Origin of the sequence: Fibrobacter sp. UWB13 (genome assembly GCF_900177805.1) — a bacterium.
Lineage (GTDB): Bacteria > Fibrobacterota > Fibrobacteria > Fibrobacterales > Fibrobacteraceae > Fibrobacter.
This window is the reverse complement of record NZ_FXAX01000002.1, coordinates 260,604-278,259: the sequence shown is the minus strand read 5'-3', so window position 1 is coordinate 278,259 and position 17,656 is coordinate 260,604. Positions and strand designations below refer to the sequence as shown.

At 51.3% G+C, this 17,656-nt stretch carries 14 protein-coding genes; 4 read left to right on the top strand and 10 right to left on the bottom strand.

What is annotated here, in order from left to right; genetic code table 11:
• Positions 1-54: 54 nt before the first annotated feature.
• On the top strand, positions 55-1,131 hold the full coding sequence (locus B9Y77_RS10895; RefSeq protein ID WP_085491646.1) for an NHL repeat-containing protein: 1,077 nt from the start codon (positions 55-57) through the stop codon (positions 1,129-1,131).
• Positions 1,132-1,170: 39 nt separating this feature from the next.
• On the opposite strand, the gene B9Y77_RS10890 is transcribed toward B9Y77_RS10895, so the two are convergent.
• A complete protein-coding gene (locus B9Y77_RS10890; protein ID WP_085491645.1) occupies positions 1,171-2,310 on the bottom strand; it encodes a sigma-54 interaction domain-containing protein in 1,140 nt (379 codons plus the stop codon).
• Between the two features lie 354 nt (positions 2,311-2,664).
• Between B9Y77_RS10890 and B9Y77_RS10885 the strand changes: the two genes are divergently transcribed.
• Positions 2,665-4,722 carry a glutamine synthetase III family protein gene (locus B9Y77_RS10885; RefSeq protein ID WP_176221764.1) on the top strand — a complete coding sequence of 686 codons (2,058 nt, stop codon included), beginning with the start codon at positions 2,665-2,667 and terminating at the stop codon, positions 4,720-4,722.
• Between the two features lie 150 nt (positions 4,723-4,872).
• Here B9Y77_RS10885 and B9Y77_RS10880 read toward each other — a convergent pair whose 3' ends face one another.
• Positions 4,873-5,922, bottom strand: coding sequence for a Fic family protein (locus B9Y77_RS10880; RefSeq protein ID WP_254900009.1), 1,050 nt, complete (start codon positions 5,920-5,922; stop codon positions 4,873-4,875).
• Between the two features lie 153 nt (positions 5,923-6,075).
• Here B9Y77_RS10880 and B9Y77_RS10875 point away from each other — a divergent pair, with 153 nt between their 5' ends.
• Positions 6,076-6,918 (top strand): 50S ribosomal protein L11 methyltransferase, encoded by an 843-nt coding sequence (locus B9Y77_RS10875; protein WP_085491643.1) that lies wholly within the window; start codon positions 6,076-6,078, stop codon positions 6,916-6,918.
• A gap of 24 nt (positions 6,919-6,942) precedes the next feature.
• On the opposite strand, the gene B9Y77_RS10870 is transcribed toward B9Y77_RS10875, so the two are convergent.
• The 5 genes from B9Y77_RS10870 to B9Y77_RS10850 all read right to left on the bottom strand — a co-directional run bounded on the left by B9Y77_RS10870 (position 6,943) and on the right by B9Y77_RS10850 (position 12,991).
• On the bottom strand, positions 6,943-9,231 hold the full coding sequence (locus tag B9Y77_RS10870; RefSeq protein ID WP_085491642.1) for a YgiQ family radical SAM protein: 2,289 nt from the start codon (positions 9,229-9,231) through the stop codon (positions 6,943-6,945).
• 76 nt (positions 9,232-9,307) lie between these two features.
• The gene (locus tag B9Y77_RS10865) at positions 9,308-10,360 is read right to left on the bottom strand and encodes a fibrobacter succinogenes major paralogous domain-containing protein (RefSeq protein WP_085491641.1); all 1,053 of its coding nucleotides are present in this window, start codon (positions 10,358-10,360) and stop codon (positions 9,308-9,310) included.
• 26 nt (positions 10,361-10,386) lie between these two features.
• The gene (locus tag B9Y77_RS10860; RefSeq protein WP_085491640.1) at positions 10,387-11,052 is read right to left on the bottom strand and encodes an epoxyqueuosine reductase QueH; all 666 of its coding nucleotides are present in this window, start codon (positions 11,050-11,052) and stop codon (positions 10,387-10,389) included.
• A 25-nt stretch (positions 11,053-11,077) separates the two neighbouring features.
• Positions 11,078-11,467 carry a hypothetical protein gene (locus B9Y77_RS10855; RefSeq protein WP_085491639.1) on the bottom strand — a complete coding sequence of 130 codons (390 nt, stop codon included), beginning with the start codon at positions 11,465-11,467 and terminating at the stop codon, positions 11,078-11,080.
• A 180-nt stretch (positions 11,468-11,647) separates the two neighbouring features.
• The gene (locus B9Y77_RS10850; RefSeq protein ID WP_085491638.1) at positions 11,648-12,991 is read right to left on the bottom strand and encodes a hypothetical protein; all 1,344 of its coding nucleotides are present in this window, start codon (positions 12,989-12,991) and stop codon (positions 11,648-11,650) included.
• Positions 12,992-13,072: 81 nt separating this feature from the next.
• Between B9Y77_RS10850 and rsmG the strand changes: the two genes are divergently transcribed.
• Entirely contained in the window at positions 13,073-13,840 is a 768-nt protein-coding gene (rsmG, locus tag B9Y77_RS10845) for a 16S rRNA (guanine(527)-N(7))-methyltransferase RsmG (RefSeq protein WP_085491637.1), read from the top strand.
• Here rsmG and B9Y77_RS10840 read toward each other — a convergent pair.
• The 3 genes from B9Y77_RS10840 to B9Y77_RS10830 all read right to left on the bottom strand — a co-directional run bounded on the left by B9Y77_RS10840 (position 13,818) and on the right by B9Y77_RS10830 (position 17,621).
• The gene (locus B9Y77_RS10840) at positions 13,818-14,636 is read right to left on the bottom strand and encodes a hypothetical protein (RefSeq protein ID WP_085491636.1); all 819 of its coding nucleotides are present in this window, start codon (positions 14,634-14,636) and stop codon (positions 13,818-13,820) included. The two genes, rsmG and B9Y77_RS10840, sit on opposite strands and share 23 nt — an antisense overlap.
• A 263-nt stretch (positions 14,637-14,899) precedes the next feature.
• The gene (locus tag B9Y77_RS10835; protein ID WP_073424833.1) at positions 14,900-17,065 is read right to left on the bottom strand and encodes a PorV/PorQ family protein; all 2,166 of its coding nucleotides are present in this window, start codon (positions 17,063-17,065) and stop codon (positions 14,900-14,902) included.
• Entirely contained in the window at positions 17,058-17,621 is a 564-nt protein-coding gene (locus B9Y77_RS10830; RefSeq protein WP_073424834.1) for a hypothetical protein, read from the bottom strand. The genes B9Y77_RS10835 and B9Y77_RS10830 overlap by 8 nt, the downstream gene beginning before the upstream one ends.
• Positions 17,622-17,656: the final 35 nt, after the last annotated feature.

Below are 17,656 nucleotides of genomic sequence, written 5' to 3'. Positions count from 1 at the left end.
ACTTGCAAAATCTGTAATTCACATTGTCTGCGAAAAACATAAAAAGGAACAACTATGAAAAAATTCCTCATGCTTGCAACGGCATCGTCCCTTGCCCTCTATATGACGGCTTGCTCGGACAACTCTACTTCTGCCGATGACGATCCTCTCAAACCGGCTTCGGTCTATGTGTTCGGCGCTGATTCGAAGTCTGGAGAACTTCGTTGGGTTAACGAAGATGGAATTTCTGATAAGTCTCTTCAGTTCCATAAAGACTCTAAAATTATTGGAATTGATGGAAATCTTTTCGTGCTCGAAAGATTCGGTGCTGACAACCTTGCTCTTGTTGATGCTTCGGAAAATGAGGTATCGTGGCAGGTTGACTTTGAAGACGGCGAGAATCCGAGCGATGTCGTGAAGGCCAACAAGGACGAAGTCTGGGTGGCATTGGAAGGTGCTGCTAAGATTGTGAAGGTTGCTGTCAAGGATGGCAAGGTCACAAAGACTGTTAAGACGAATAAGTTCAATCAGGGGGAGGCTACGACTCCGAACCTTGTTGATCTTGATGTGAGCGGTGATACGTTGTTTGCTCTCTTCCAGCGTTCTGAATCTTATGCATTCAAGGTTCCGGGTCTTTTGGCTATGTACAAGCTCAGCAATGGTGAACTCCTTGACACGATTAAGCTTGCTAAGAAGAATCCGACTGCAATGGGATTTGCTGATGGCAAACTCTATGTGGCTTCTCAGGGTGAATACAATGAAACTTATGGTACGGATGCCGATGATGCTCGCGGCATTGAAGTCGTAGACTTCGCTAAGAAGAAATCCTCGATGGTTGTTGACGGCAAGAAGCTTGGCGGTGGTGTCTATGCATTTGCTGTTGATCCGGATGGCGTTGCATACGCAGCAGTGTATAAGACTTGGGGTGATGTTCCTCTTGCTAAGGTTAATCTCTCTGAAAAGTCTGTGAAGACTGTTTCTGATGTGAGCGATGTGTCTGGCTCTCTCGTCTTTGACGATGTTGACGGCGTCCTCTACATTGGAGACCGTGGCTCTAAGGGTGGCCTTTATAAGTATGACGGCAAGAAGGTCACAAAGATTGATGCTCCGAAGGATGCTCTCCCGGTTTACGGCATCGCTCTTGTGAGATAATTGATTGATGTTCCGGCTTTGGCCGGAATGACAATTTGCTTAGTTCGAGGCGGCTATTCCTAGCCGCCTTATTTTGTATAGCATCATGCGCGGACTTACGGAAAGGTCGCGCCCAGCGGCGCTCATGTTACCGTCATGACGGCGGAGTGCTTCGCTTAAGATTTCACGTTCGTAGCTGTCCATCAGCGTGGCGAGCGGGCTGTTGCCTTCGGGGAGTACGGACGTTCCTGACGTGACGTCGGTTTGCAACGTGGGCGGCAAATCGTAGGCGTTAATGCAGACATCGGTTGTCGCAAGGCATGCGTGTTCGATGCAGTTTTCGAGTTCGCGTACGTTACCGGGCCAATGGTAGCTCATGAGCATGTCGATGGCGGGTGAGCTTAAGCGCAAAATTTTCTTGCCGTATTTGTAATTCATCTTTTCGATGAAATGGTCTGCTAAAAGCAGAATGTCCGTCTTGCGCTGGATGAGCTCGGGGAGCGAAATCTGGAAAATGTTCAGACGGTAATAAAGGTCTTCGCGGAACGTGCCGTGTTGCATCATGGCTTCGAGATTCTTGCCGGTGCTTGCGATAAGGCGTACGTTACAGCGCTGCTCGATGTTACTGCCGAGGCGCTTGAAACTTTGTTCTTGAATAAATTGCAGAAGCTTGATTTGTGCGGGGAGCGGCAAGTCAGCGACTTCATCTAGAAAGAGCGTGCCTCCGTTGGCTTGTTCTGCCTTGCCGATGTGGCGGTTGGTGGCGCCTGTGAATGCACCGCGCTCAAAGCCGAAGAGTTCGCTTTCGAAAGAGTTCGCGCCTTCGGTGAGGGCGTCGCAGTTGAGCGCTACGAAAGGAGCTTCTTTGCGTTCCGAGAGCTCGTGGATGCTGCGGGCGACGTATTCCTTGCCGGTGCCTGCCTTGCCGCGGATAAGGACTGTTGCGGCGGTGGGGGCGATTTGGCGGACGAGCTTGCTCACTTCGCGCATTTCGCGCGTATTGCCGATGAGCTCGCCTGGAATGCCTTCAATGACGTTACGGATTTTCTGGCATTCGATTTGGTGCTCCGCTTCGACGGCTTCGAAATTTCTCTTTAAAATCCCGTGAATGCTCTCTAAAAGCTCGCCACGCTTGCGAACCTTTTGGATTTTCTCGACTATGGCCGCGAAAGTCGTGTTTTCAAGAGCTTCAATATCCATTTGGCATTTCGGGGAATCTCTGTTGCTGCGCCGGGCTTGCGGTTGCCCGACGCAGCTCTAGGAGAGATGAACGTGTTTAATATAGTAATAATTTGCGTTCTTGTTTTACAAAAATGTAATAAAGTGATATAATTTTACAAAAATGTAATGAAATGAGGCGAAAATAGGCGATTTTGTACGGTGCAAAGGGGTAAAAGCATTGCTAGTTTTAAGTTTGTTAATTAAAAATCTCTGAAATGGTGATCCCGGAACAAGTCCGGGATGACAAGACGGAGAAGACATTAAGGGTAAAAAATGAACAATAGTCGTAATAAGGCCATCTACGATATCGCAACTGCTCCGGTGAGTGCTGTGATGCCTGCCGCTCCTGCGAATGTCGATTTCTATGGCGAAGACGTTTTCAATGCCGATGCCATGCGCACCTACCTCCCGAAGGACATTTGCGAAAAGTTACTCGCAACGATCGACGAGGGCGTGGCTCTTGATCCGAGCATTGCAGGCGATGTCGCTCACGCTATGAAGCGCTGGGCGATGGATCGCGGCGCAACGCACTTTACGCATTGGTTCCAGCCTTTGACGGGTTCGACGGCCGAAAAGCACGACAGCTTTATTGAACCGTCTGGTGGCAAGGCCATTATGGCTTTCAGCGGCAAGAACTTGATTGTGGGCGAACCGGACGCTTCGAGCTTCCCGAGTGGTGGTTTGCGCTCCACGTTCGAGGCTCGCGGCTATACCGCTTGGGACCCGACTTCTCCGGCTTTCATCAAGCGTCACGGCAATGGGGCGACGCTCTGCATCCCGACGGCATTCTGCAGCTACACCGGTGAAGCTCTCGACAAGAAAACGCCGCTCCTCCGCAGCTTGCAAGCGCTTTCCAAGTCGACTCGCCGCCTCATGACTTGCTTCAAGGCCGGTCCGAAGAAGACGACTGTTACGCTCGGCGCCGAACAGGAATACTTCCTCATCGACAAGAGATTTTATCTGCAACGACCGGACCTGTACCAGGCTGGCCGCACGATTTTCGGTGCAACTCCTGCAAAGCACCAACAAATGAATGACCATTACTTTGGCAGCATCCCGAGCCGCATCTTGAACTTTATGAACGATGTGGAAAAGGAACTGTGGAAGCTTGGCATTCCGGCAAAGACCCGTCACAACGAAGTGGCTCCGGCTCAGTTCGAACTTGCTCCGCTCTTTGAAGAAGTAAACCTCGCTTGCGACCACAACATGCTCGTGATGGAAACGCTTCGCAACGTGGCTGACCGCTACGGTCTCGTATGCTTGTTGCACGAAAAGCCGTTTGCAGGTGTGAACGGTTCTGGTAAGCACAACAACTGGAGCCTTTCTTACGGCAAGGGTAACTTGCTCAATCCGGGTAAGGACCCGCACCAGAATGCCGTGTTCCTCACTGCTATTTGTGCCATCATGTATGCTGTCGATACGCATGCTGATTTGCTCCGCATGACTTGCGCAGGTGCTGGTAACGACCACCGTCTCGGTGCTCACGAAGCTCCTCCGGCAATCATCTCCATTTACCTCGGCGATCAGCTCACGGACGTGATTGAACAGCTCGAACAAGGCGTGCCGAAGTCCAGCAAGCAGGCTGGCGCGATGAAGCTTGGTTCCGATACGCTCCCGCCGCTTCCGCGTGACGCTACGGATCGCAACAGAACTTCGCCGTTTGCATTTACGGGCAACAAGTTTGAATTCCGCGCACCGGGCTCTAGCCAGAGCTGCTCTGAACCGAACGTTGTTCTGAATACGATTGTCGCTGAAGCTTTCGACATGATCTCTGAGCAGCTCGAAAAGCTTGATGACAAGAACTTCCACACGGGCCTGCAAAAGATTCTGCAAAAAATCGTGAAGGAACACAAGCGCATTCTTTACAATGGCAACGGCTACACTGAAGAATGGGTGAAGGAAGCGGAAAAGCGCGGCCTCCCGAACATCCGTACTTCTATGGAAGCGCTCAAGGCTTTGACGAAGGACGAAAATATTGCGCTTTTCGAAAAGTATGGCGTGATGAACCGTGCCGAAATGGTTTCCCGTTACGAAGTGAATGTGGAAGATTACCACAAGCGCATCCACATCGAAGGCGAAATCGCCCGCGACATGGCGAAGAATATCATTTTGCCTGCTGTTGTCGAAGCATACTCCAAGGCTCTCAAGACAAACGAAATGGCTCTCAACCAGGGCTTCCCGGGTCTTGACGGTTACGCCAAATCGCTTGGCGAAGGCATGAACCGCTTGCTCGCCGCAATTGACGTGATGGAAAAGGCGCTCGGTGGACTCCACGAAGGCATTGTCGATGCGATTGCCGCTCTCCGCAAGGAAGTGGACGGCCTTGAAAAGATTGTGCCGAACGAACTTTGGCCGCTGCCAAAGTATCGCGAGATGTTGTTTATTTATTAATAAACAACATCGGCCGTGCGTCGTTAGGTGCACGGCCTCCATGCCCATTCATTTATTAGTCAATGGTTGTTGGCTAATGGTTTGAACGAAATTAAAAAGGTCGCGGGTTAAATGCCTCGCGACTTTTTTGATTTTAAGATTTAATGGCTGTCAACTGTTGACGAGGCGGTATCGCATGCTGCGACCGCCTTTTTTGTTCGTCTCGAGGATTCCTTTGTCCATGAGGCTCTGTATTTCGCGGAGGGCGGTGTCGTGGCTTGCGTTGAAGAGGGCGGCGGCTTCTTTTGCGGTGAATGGTTGCGCGAGACGGCCTGCCATGATTTCGTCGATGAGCTGCTGTTCGCGGGCGCTGAACGTGTCGTTTGCGTGGGCGCTGCGGAACTGGATGCGGCTGATTTCAGGAGCGAAAAGTTCTTCGCTATCCTTGATGGCGTCCCGCATCATTTGCAGGAACCATAAAATCCATTCGGTGAGGTCACCGCTTGCGGCTTGTGTTCGTGCGAGAATTTTGAAGTAGTCGCTTTTGTGATTGTTAATTTGTTTGTTCAGCGCGTACTGGCAATGTGTCGTGTTCTCGGTGCGTGCAAGTTGCATGGCCGTGATGGCGCGGGCGAGTCTGCCGTTTGCATCGGCGAAGGGGCGAATCGTGATGAACCAGAAATGTGCAATTGCGGCTTTAATCACCCCATCTATATTTGCGCTTTCGAACCACGATAAAAAGTTTTCCATTTCGCTTTGGAGGCGTTCCGGGTTCGGGCCTACAAAATGGAGTTGCTTTTCGTCGATGGTCGTTTGCACTTCGCTCGGAACTTCGCGAAACTTTAAGACTTTGTTCTGACCCATCGCGGAATGCCAGTTGAATAGGCGTTCTTCGGTGAGTGGCTGCGAGGCGTTCTGGATGGCGCCTATATAGTTCTTGATGTAGTTTTGCGAACCTTTGCTTTTGAGTTCCACTTCGGCGAGTGTGCTTGCCGTGTCCAACGTGTAGCCGTCGATGGCGTAGTTGGCGACAATGTCTTCGGCGAGGAGCTTGGCTTCGATGTCCTTCAATCCGCAGATTTGCATGATTCCAATGAGCTTGCCTTCTTCAAGGCGTGTCTGCCCAAGCGCTTGGAGCACCTTTGGAGAATCGAAGCGGAACCGCGTCCAGTCTGGAAATTGGTGGATGTAAAGCATGATTGTGTTCGGCTTAATCGTCATTCTGAGGCGGATGCCGAAGAATCCAGTTACTTTTAAATAATTTACTGGATCCTTCGCGTTGCTCAGGATGACCTATGGTAAATATATCACTTTTTCAGGAGTTGCATTTTGTGTGCGGATTTGCGGTGCCGCTAATTTTCATAAATTTAAACTATGCAGAAAATTGAAACTTGGTACAAGGCTGAGGGCAACTGCCCCGATGAAGAATATGAAATTGCAAGCTACCTGCTTTTCGAGGCGGGTGTTGCGACGCTCGAAGAACTCGACCCGGTGACCGCTGGCCGCACGGAGTTCTGTTTTTACACGGGCGACAAGGCGGAACGCGACCGCATCGTTGCGGAATTTCCGCAGTACAATTTCAAGGTCACCGAAGAGCCTGCAAAGGATTGGGACAAGTGGTGGCGAGACCGTGCGCAGCCGGTGGCTGTGAGCGAGCACCTTTGGGTGCGTCCACCTTGGGTGGAGTTCACGCCGGAAGATCCTGAAGCGGTTGTCTTGGAACTTGAGGCAAAGACTGCATTTGGTACGGGTGAGCACGAAACGACGAGTAGCTGTGCTGCGCTCATGGAAAATATTGATTTCAAGGGTAAGGCTGTTCTCGACATCGGTACGGGAACGGGCATCTTGGCGATGTTTGCTCGTCGCAAGGGCGCAAGCCTTGCTGTGGGTACGGAAATCGACCCACTCACGATTCCCTGCATTGCGGAAAACTTTGAACGCAATGGTTTTGGTGAAAGCGACTGCGTGCTCGGATTCTTGGATGCTTTCAAGGATGGAACGAAGTTCGACGTGATTCTCTGCAATATGATTCGCAGCGAGCTTTGGCCGCTCCGTGACGACATCGAAGATTTGCTCGCCGAAGGCGGTGAACTGATCATCAGCGGTCAGCTCGAAGTCGAAAAGGATTACATCCTCAAGTGGTTCGATGAAGCAGGTTTCAAAGTCTCCGTCGAACGCACCAAGGGGGAGTGGTGGAGTGTGCTTGCGCACTCCTAAATGAGCCGTAAGGGCGTTTCGCCGTTACTTCTTAAACGTTGGCTTCTTGAAACCTTTTCCGTGTGAACGGCGGCTGGCGAGGTTTATCTCGCCGCTGTTGAATCGGTTCTTGTCTTCGATATTGCGGTGCTCGCGGAACGGCGCATTCTGCTGGTTCCCGCGGCGGTCTTCGAATACATTTCCTCGGCGTTCCCCGTTGCGGTCAAAGTCTCGGCGATTCTCGTTACGATCGAAATCTCTGCGGTCATCAAATCGGCGCTCGCTGTGGAATCCGCGACGTTCTTGGCGTTCCCCTTCGCGTTCGAAGCGGTCGCGACTTTCGCTAAAGCGGTTGTCACGCGGCTCGTACCCTTCATCTCGCCAGCGATTCTTGACTTTCTCTTTTTTCGGGCGTAATGCGTTTGTGCGCTCGTCGCGTTTTTGCATTTCACGATTGCGGAAGTCTTCGTTTTCTTCGCGTTCCTTGCTCGGGAAGTATTCCTTGCCCTCAGCCATTGCAGTACGACTCAGCAGCAAGCGGCTGACTTTACCCATCTTGAGGCGTTCCAAGACTTCGCGCAAGTGCGGGCGGTTTGCAGGAATGTACCAGAAGAAGAACTGCTTCTGGTTCGCTTTTTCTTCGGGTGTTTTTGCGACAAAGAGCGGCTTTCCGTCCGGCGTCATTTCGGCGTAGAACATCTCGGTCGCAATGGTCATCGGCGTTGGTGTAAAGTCTTGCACTTGTTCCAACTGGAAACCCAATTGCTTTGTTTCGAGTGCAAGTTCAGCCATGTCGGCTTCGGTGCATCCTGGATGGCTACTGATAAAGTACGGAATCAGCTGCTGCTTTTTGCCGATGCGTTTGCATTCGTCGTCAAAGAATTCCTTGAACTTGTGAAACAGCGTAAAGCTCGGCTTGCGCATCAATTTCAAAACGGCATCGCTTGTGTGTTCTGGTGCAACCTTCAAGCGACCGCTCACATGGTAGTCGATGAGTTCGCGGGCGTATTCTTCGTGGTCCTTGCGGAGTTCTTCGTCATCGGTCTCTTGCAAGAGCATGTCGTAACGGACACCACTTCCGATGAACAGGTGTTTCACTTTCGGGTGGTTGCGCACTTCGCGATAAAGGCTCAAGATTTCGGCGTGGTGCGTGTCCATGTTGTCGCAAATCTTGGGCGTAAGGCAGCTTGCACGGGCGCACTTTTGACAACGGCTTGGGTCGCGGCCACGCATATTGTACATGTTCGCGCTGGGGCCGCCGAGGTCTGTAATCGTTCCGGCAAAGCCTTCCATATTTGTCACGATTTCGACTTCGCGCAGAATGCTTTCGCGGCTACGGCTTGCGATAAACTTGCCCTGGTGTGCGTTGATGGCGCAGAAACTGCAACCGCCAAAACAGCCACGGTGCGTGTTGATGCTGAACTTGATCATGTCGAACGCCGGAATGTTGCCGCGTTTCTTGTAGCGCGGGTGCGGTTCGCGGGCGTAGGGGTATTCAAAACTTTCGTCGAGCTCGCCATATTCCATCGGCGGGTACGCGGGGTTGATCACCACGGTCTGTTCGGCGACATCTTGCAGAATACGGTGCTGGAACCACTTGTTACATTCGATGTCCACCCTGCGGCAATTTTCGATTTGGTTCCTCTTACTTTCCAAACATTCTTCGTAGCTGTACAAACGCAAGTCTTCCCACTTGCTGTTCTTCGGGACATTTCCCTTGGGCGCCAAGTAGGCAGTTTGCGGAACAGAATTCAGGCTCGAGAACGGGACGCCTTTTTTGAGCAAGCGAACGATTTCTTTGAGCGGCTTTTCGCCCATGCCGTAAACGAGAATGTCGGCCTGCGTATCGAAAAGAATGCTCGGCTTGAGTCTGTTGCTCCAGTAATCGTAATGCGTCACGCGGCGAAGGCTCGATTCGAGACCTCCAATGAGTAGCGGCACGTCGGGGTAGAGCTTCTTTAAAATCTTTGCGTATGTGTAAGTTGCGTAATCGGGGCGGAATCCGGCCTTGTTCCCCGGCGTAAAGGCGTCGTCGCTGCGGAGGCGCTTTGCAGCGGTGTAGTGGTTCACCATGGAATCCATGCCGCTCGAAATCGCAAAGAAAAGTCGCGGTTTCCCGAGCTTCTTAAAATCGCGCAAGTCGTCGCGCCAGTTCGGCTGCGGCAAAATTGCTACGCGCAAACCCTCATGTTCCAAAAGTCGCCCGACAACCGCATGCCCAAAGCAAGGGTGGTCCACGTAAGCGTCGGCGCTGATGATGATCACGTCAACGTAATCCCAACCGAGTTCGTCCAGGTCTTCTTTGCAAATGGGTAAAAATCGAGGATCGTACATAATGGAACTTATGGGGTTAAAAAGTTTATAAGATTAAAGATAGAAAACGCGAGTGCGGGCGAAATTTATTTTCGTCTTACTCGGCGGCCCCTTTGACGCAACGGACGGATAGCCCGGAGTTTGGTTTTGTCAATACGAATCTTGTGTAATCTTCGTTATATTCAAATATGACTAGGGTTGCGAGTGATTCAGATTCATATTGTGTTGTTGAGGCCCACAGGTAGCCCGTTATACCCTTGTTCATGAAGGCCCCTGAGTTTACGATCCCTGCGGCAACGATGGAAAATCCGTATTCGTTGGTGTTTTCGAGGCCGTCTCCCCAGCTGTCAATTGCTTTCAGTGTTGTCCCTGCGCAACGATATACGGGTGGATTTCCGTCTTTTATCACAATATCGCAGGAGTGCTCTGCGATGAGTTCCTGCCATTCATCTTCGGTGGGTAAATGCCAACCTTCAGGACAAACTTTTTTTGCCGCTTCCCAAGTATAGAGCCTACCAAATTTTTTGCAGTTTTCAGGTTCGTTGTCGTAACACCAGCTGGTTACATCTTCGTTCTCTTCGCTCTCGATTTCATAGTTCATGTTTTGCGCAGTCCACACATGGTTACTGATGACGAGGGTGCGGTAAACCTGGTTGTCGCGCTTGTCGAGCATTTCGCCGTAAGAAACATCTGGATTCAGGTATTCCATGGTGACGCAGTCGTATTGGTCGCAATCGTAAAAGCGGAGCGCTGCGCTGGACTTGGGCGTCTCGGAACTAGAACTTTCTTCACTGCTCGAACTGGCGGGCGGCTCCGAGCTTGAGGACTTTGGTTGCGAACTGGATGACTTTGGCGCGGGCTTGGAACTACTCGAAGATTCGGCTTCCTCGCTCGATGACGATGGTTCGCTTGATGAACTTTTTATTTCGACTTTATTTGAAAAATAAAGGTTTGCTTTTGTGGTGCGGTAAATGCTGGAAGAACTTTTGTTAGACGTGCTGTCGTTAACTTCAATAATTTCGATGGCGTCAGAAGGCGGGTCGTCATGGGTATCAGCGATTTCGTCGTGTGCTTCGGTAACATCGTCACTGCATGCGCTAGCGACGATAGCCCCTAAGATGACTATTGCGTATATCCATATTCTGTGCATTCTATAAAAGTATAAATAATAACGCTCTAAATGTCACGCTCTTTTTTCGCTTCGCGTTCCTCCGCTTCGCGCATGGAGTAGACACACCCGCAGAAATTTTGGCGGTAAAGGTTGTATTCGTGCGAGAGCTGGATGGAACGCTTGTAACCGCCCTTTTTCTTGAAGTCGCTCGGGAGTCGCTTGATGCCGTAGATGTCGCATTGTTCCTGCACGACATCGTTGAGCACCTGGGCGTCCTTCATCGGGCTGATGGTGAGCGTCGTCGTGAAGTAGTCGCAGTTGAGTTCCTTGGCGAGTTTCGCCGATTCGGCTAGGCGGAGCTCAAAGCATTTGCGGCAGCGCTTGCCACCTTCGGGTTCTTTCTCGAGTCCGCGGGCGACATCGTAGAATTTTTTCGGGTCGTATTCGCCCTCGACGAGCGTAACTGGGTACTTTGTCTTAAATTCAGCGACAAAACGTTTGATTTCGTTCACGCGATGCAGGTATTCTTCGGCGGGCGCGATGTTCGGGTTGTAATAGAAAAGCGTAATCTTGAAATATTGTGAAAGGTATTCAATCGTGTAGCTGCTGCACGGTGCACAGCACGCATGCAACAAGAGCGTCGGCACTTCGCCTGTGTGCTCTAGTCTGCGGATGATTCGGTCCAGGTCGACCTGATAATTGTGCTTTGGTTGTTGTTTTTCGCTATCCATTTTTCTCTAGTCTCTCGTCTACTTCCTACTGAATCGTTCCTACTGCGACAATCCAAAAGCAGATGGTCGAGGCGATGGCGAGCGGTCCCATGACGTGGCGTTCCTGAGCACTCAGGCTAAAGAATACCGTTGCGGTGTAGAACGTCAGGTAAACAGCGTAGAAAAAGGCGAGGATGCGCACAATCCCGAACGGAATAGTCTCCGGAAGCACGTGCCCGGCACTGAGAATCGTGAAAAGCGCCACAAATTGCATGATAATCGGCAAAATGAATGCCTTGCGGACCTCCTGCGGCACGACCTTGTGGCGGCCGTTCATGGCGTACATGCCAAGCGGCGCCCCGAGCGCAAGGGCGATATTCAGTGCGATGGAGGGCAAAAAGACAATAGATCCGATAATTGCAGCGATGTAAAACATATCCCTAAGATAAAAAAAAAGGACTCCTTCAGGCAAAGGAGGTAACCTAAAGGAGTCTGAGAGTGTTTGGGTATTATTAATAATAGATTTCTTACAGCAAATAGATTAGAATATTCCAAAAATTTGTGGTTACAATTGTGTCCACGCTTGTATACAAGGGGTGTTTTGGGGTAAAATGTCTCAAAATTTGAGGATGGCCTGGATGTGGGCGAAATTTGGCTTGAACGGCTTGGTTTTGGTCTTTTTGAACGCAAACACGAAGTCGCAGCCGAGTGGTTCGGCGTCAAATTTGACCTCGTTTTGGACGGAAATGCCGTTTACAGGGGTGGTTTCGGGGAATGCAACGGTCAATTTGGCAGTGGCGGAGCTGGCGTGGTAGGTGGCTCCGAGTTCAATTTTGGGGAGCTTGGTGCTGTTGGTGCGGTTGTAGCGCAAATTCGCGCCTGCTTTGAATGAAAACTGCTCCCATGCAGATTCGATGAAACCTTTCCATTCGGTTGTGCGGCAGTTGTCGCTTGCTTCGAGGCAAGTCGCGCTTAAGCTTGGTCGGAATCGTTCAGGACCGGAGGTAAATGTTGCTTTGAAACGGGCGCTCACGGAGTCTTTTTTTATGGAGTCTGATGCAATGGGACTTAAGATGCGTGCCTTGATGGAAAACGCTGTGTTCAATGCTTCGGGCCATTTTGCGGAAACGGTTTGGGATGCCCAAAGCCAGTTTTCTGCGATGCCTTTGCTCAAGTTGAGCCCTTGTGGAATGCTGTCGCCGTGGAGGTATGCTGTGGTCTTCCATGAAATCCAGTTCTTGCTGCTTTGCAGTTGGACTTTGACGAGTGGGCGGTCTTGCCCGAACTGGTACCATGCAGAGATTTGCCCGAGGGTGGTGCGGGCCTGTAGCGCAAGTGCGGTGGCTTCAGGGAATTTCCAGAATGTGGCGTTAAGTTCGTTTTCGCGGTTGGGTTTGAAGGTGACGCGGGCGTTGAACGTCTTGCTGGAGTCAATGAATGCTCCGAACCTGAATTTGCTGATGGGGTAGAGGAGTGTGGCGCCCCATAACGTGTCTAGCGGAATGTGGCTGTGAAATTCGGTTGTGGAAACTTGTCCGAAATGCGCTTCGAAGTTGTCTCGGTGGTAGGACAAAAGCTCTTGCGAACCAAGCCTCAATTTGAAATAGTAGAATTGAAGCTGCAATTCTTCGCGGTGTTTTTTCAAGTGCCCGTCGGAATTGTACCTGCCTTTCCACGAAACGTAGCCGTGCGAAACTATAGTTGGCAATTTCTGTGCATTTTGCGAAGGTTTTGCTTTGGGCTGCGCGGGCTTTATGCAGGGCTCTTGCGCATAGACTTCGGCGAGCAGGCATGCTTCATCGTTGTTTTCTTCTTCGAGTCTCGAAAAAATTTCTTCGGCCTCTTCGGGCGTGATGATGCCGTCGTCCCACCATTCGAAAACCTGGGCAGCGTCAAATGGCGCCTGTGCATGAATGACCGTAAAAAATGTGAGCGCGAAAGCTAAAAGTATTCTGAACAAAAGGAACCTCCGCTATATATACACGCATGAGAGGCGTTTTTGTTTCAGTTTTTATTGAAAAAACTTTTTTAAATTTGGAATATGGCAAATTCTTCTTGGTCCAAAAATTCCAAACCTCGCAGTGGCGCTAGTGCGCTTGGCAAGGATTTTATCCCGCACATGAAAGCTCCGCGTACGGAGTTCCCGCTTTTCAACGGAAAGCGTGTGACGCCTTCGCTTGCAGGGCTCGACAAGCTATTGCATTACTACGGTGTGGAACTCCAAGAGCCGACGCTCAAGCAGATTTGGGAATTCCATCAGCTGCTCCGTGCGAACAACGATGACCAGGATTTGACTCGCCTCAATGCATTTGAGACGATGGTGGAACGCCATTACGCCGACTGTACGCTCATCAACGCTTACGTGCCTAAGTGGCCAGCCCGCATGATTGACGTCGGTAGCGGTGCTGGTTTCCCGGGAATCCCGCTTAAGATTGTGAATCCGTCCATTCGACTTACGTTGTGCGAACCTCGCCCGAACCGCATCAACTTCCTTAACATGGTCATCGAAAAGATGGGTCTCAAGGGAATTGACGTGTTCGGTCATAAAGTCACGAGTCGCAGCATGACCATCCCGGTTGATGGTGTGATTAGCCGTGCTTTCGAACTCATGGAAAAGACGCTCCCGCGCATTGCGAATTCTCTCAAGGTCGGTGGTCGCGTGTTCTTTATGAAGGGTCCTGCAGTAGCCGATGAACTCAAGACGTTCTACCCTGAAGATTTCGGCTACAAGTTTATCGGAAAGCATTTCTACACTATCCCGAACAGCTCTCAGGACCGCGCGCTGATTATTCTTGAACGCGTGGAGTAGCTTTTTCTTCCGCTTCTTTCTGTTGCTTTTCTTTCAATAATTCTTGACTGACTTGTTCTAGCGCTTCGACTCTCCTGCGTTCGGTTTCTTCGACGAATCGCAGCATGATTTCGTCCGTCTTAGCGAAGGGCAAACTCGGCTTAAACACGTTGACGGTGTGGACGCTGATTCTTGAATACTTGAGAGACGTGCCAATGCCGAATGTGCCTTGCTCGTTGTAATTCGGCGTGACGATACGGACTTTGTCTGCGTCATATCCGCATCTGTTGCCGTGTCTGTCGTGCAGCATCTCTGCTACATCTGGCGGACAAACGTCGCTAATCACGATTCCCAAGGCAACGTAATGGCGCTTTGGCGTGTAGAATTCGACGATATCGCCTTTTTTAAAATTAGTACTTTCCCAGCCTTTGAACATTCGTTTTTCTTCGGGATCGCTTGCCACGGTAGATGTGTCGCTCTTTGCTACAAGCGTGCCGTCGGGGCTGTACCAACGTTCAGACGTCCGTTCGATTGCACCTTCCTGAGTCGTGATAATGTAGGCGTTGCCAGGGCGTTCGAATACGTGGAAACCAAAGAGCGGTTTTTCCTTGTTGGGGTAATTCTTGGCGTATTCGAGAATGTCGTGCTCGGCCTCTTCCAAGCTCGTAGTGTAAAACATGCATTCCAGCTGGAGGTCGTAGCCGATGCCTTCGCCGTGATCGACGGCGTAGTCAGGCTTCTTGCCGTGGAAATCCTTGGAGTAGGCGTACGTGACGAAGTGGGTGGTGTTCTGGGTGGCTTGTGTTTGGTTTTCCATACTGAATTCTATCCCCTAAAATGCCCGACCTTACAACGGCAGAGCTAGTGCATACTTCGGGCTTCGGGAGCCTCATTGCGAAAGCTCTCGACCCTTGCTCTGAATGTATCGACTTGAGAATTTCAGATGTAAACCGGAAAAGGCAAATTTTTATGCAATAAAAAAAGTCAGGCTCATCACCTGACTTTTTTCGTTCGTTGTAATGCGGCGAAGCCGCCACGTTTTGACTAATGACCAGTGACTAATGACTGATAACTAGCAACTTAGAACTTGAACAGCATGCCGAAGCGCATCTGGCCATCACGTACGCCGTCTGCACGGCCTACGTTCTTGATGGTTGCCCAGTCGAACTGCAGCACGTCGGAGAGCATCACGCCAACACCGAAGTCAACTTCGTTACGCTTGCCCACGCGGTCGTACAAGTAACCGAGGCGGAGTGCAATCGTATTAGAATAAATGAATTCTGTACCGAAGTTGAATACGCCCTGGAGGAAGGAATTCGTGTCACCATCAGGGTCAACGATGGACTTCCAGCAAGCGATGTAGAACGGTTCCGGATCGCCCTTGTCGTCATCCTTCACGACTTCGCGGTTGTAGTCGAAAGCGACGGTCCACTTGTAATCTGCCATGCTAAGAATTTCGTAAGAAAGTCCGAGGCGCCAGGTCAAGGGAATCGGGTCTTCGATGGTTTTGTCCACGTAGTAAACGCTCGGACCAATGTTAGCGAGCACGAGTGCGATGTTGAGTTTCGGGACGATGAAGTTCTTTTTCAAAACGCCGATGTCGAATGCGTAACCGAACGTGGTGGCTTCTTCTTCGCCTGCGGCTGCGCCGGAGCTCAAGTCAGAGTAGAAGAACTTGATGGAGAGACCGAGGCCCCAGTCGTTCGGGAAGCGTGTGCCGTAGCTGATGCCACCGACGATTTCGGAGCTGTTGTATGCCACGAGGTCATCCGCATCGAGGTCGCCAGAAACAACTGTAGAACCGAACGAGACGAAGTTCACGGAAACTCCGAGCGTTCCCCAGTCGTTCAGCGGAATGGTCATGCCGCCGTAGAGGTGGTAAAGATCCGGAATGTTGAGGACCGGCAAAAGTTTTTCGTAGAAGGCGGTAAGCTGGTAGTCGGCGTCCTTGTACTGTTCCATGCCGTTTGCGGTGCTGAACCAAACGTCGTTACCTTCGGGGAGAACAGCCCAAACCTTGTTGGTTGAAAGTCCGTTGCCCTGGTGGTAGTGCGTCCATTCGTCGTCGCGCTTGGTCACGGTCGGGTCTTCTTTGGAGCCGCGTTCGAGTTCTGCCTTACGTCCGCTAGCGGTAGCGTAATCCGGCATGTGGCGCCAGACACCGAGGTCGGTTGCAATCCAGATAGCGCCCTTGCGGTCCACGGAAACGTCATTTACAGTGTTGTTCGCGAACTGTACCTGTTCCCACTTGCGGAGCGTGAAGTGCGAGAGACCGCCCTTGTGGGTTGCCCAGACGTGACCCGAACTGTCGACGGCAAGTGCGGTCGGGTTCAAGTCCATGATGCCGTCTTCCTGGTTGAACAGGCTCCAGCGGTCCTTGTCGTTCGCGCTCTTTTTCGGGGTGAGGCGTGCAACACCAGCACCGTCGACTGCCACGTAAAGTTCCTTGCGGTTTTCTGCCCAGACGAGTGCGTTAATCTTTTGGCTCGGGAGAACCTTGCCCTTCTGTTCGAAGGCGCCGTTGCGGTAGACGAAGAGCCCGTTGTCCGTACCAATCCAGAGGGAGGCGCCTTGCTTGGCGAGTGCGGTCACGCGGCGTTCGCCGAGTTCCGTTTCGAAGGACTTCCAGCTTTTGCCGTCAAAGCGGTAAAGACCCTTGGGGGTACCGACCCAGAGCTTTTCGGTGAGGCTTTCGTAGAGAATGGCCGTGATTGTGTCCTTGACGACGAGGTCCCAGGGCATCTTGACTTCGACCACGTGCGATTCGTCGTCGGCATTTTTGACGTCGTTGAATGCTTTTACGACTCGGGTGTATTCATCGAGTCCGCGTTCGGAGCCCACGTAAGTGCGGACGGCGTCCTTAATCTTGGCGGTGCCTTGCAAGGTGACGGAATAGTAGTTGACCCACTGTTCGCCGTCGAACTTGAGGATGCCCTGCGTGGTGCCTGCCCAGAGTTCGCTCTTGTCGAAGAACCCGTTCTTGGAACGCGATGCCATGTGCGTGAAGAACGGCGTCTTTTTCGCGTCTGCGCTGTAGGAGCTGCGCCATTCGTCGGCGAGCGGTCCGAATGCAAGCCCTGCCGGGTTGTAGTACATGGCGGTTGCGTCATCGGCAAGTGCAGCTCCGACTTCGCCCATACCTAGCTGGCGTGCGCCAACAGGCATCTGGAGGGTGATGATGGCTGAGCCTGTGGCGAGTGCCATGGCTGGAGCCAAGAGAATAGCAGATAATAATGACTTACGCAAGTTGCCTCCAATCCGGGACGTTGTAAGTGTTTCCGTGTGTCGGGATCACAGCCTTCCATCCGGATTTGCTCGGGTTTTCCCAGGGTTGCTTCGGTAAAAGCTTACAGTCGCAGCCCAATACGTAGGGTGGTAAAATTTCCGCGTGATTGCGAATCTGTTCGCGGGTGATGAAATTTTCCTCACTGACGAATTTACAATAATTCTTGCCTTTGGGACCAATCACAATTCTGTAAGTTGCGACTCCTTGCTTATCCCCTTCGTCAATGGTCTTAATTGTTTCTTCCAGAGTGCGGTTCCACTGTTCGATGTAGGCTAACCTTTGTTCTGGAGTTAAATTCTGGGTTTCAAGCCAAGCCCTGATAGATGCTTCGGACGGTTTCACGGCGGTAAGCGTCTCGCGGGCAGGGCGACCGATGGCGGCATATTGCCCCGATACGTCGATAATTGGTTTTGTCGTTTCTTTTTCGTCGGAATTGTGCATGCCCACATAAATTCCGATCCCGGCGAGGACGATGGACAATAGCACAATCGCAATGACGATGATGATTGATAGCATATTTAAATCCGTTTACGATAAATCCTTACTCTGAA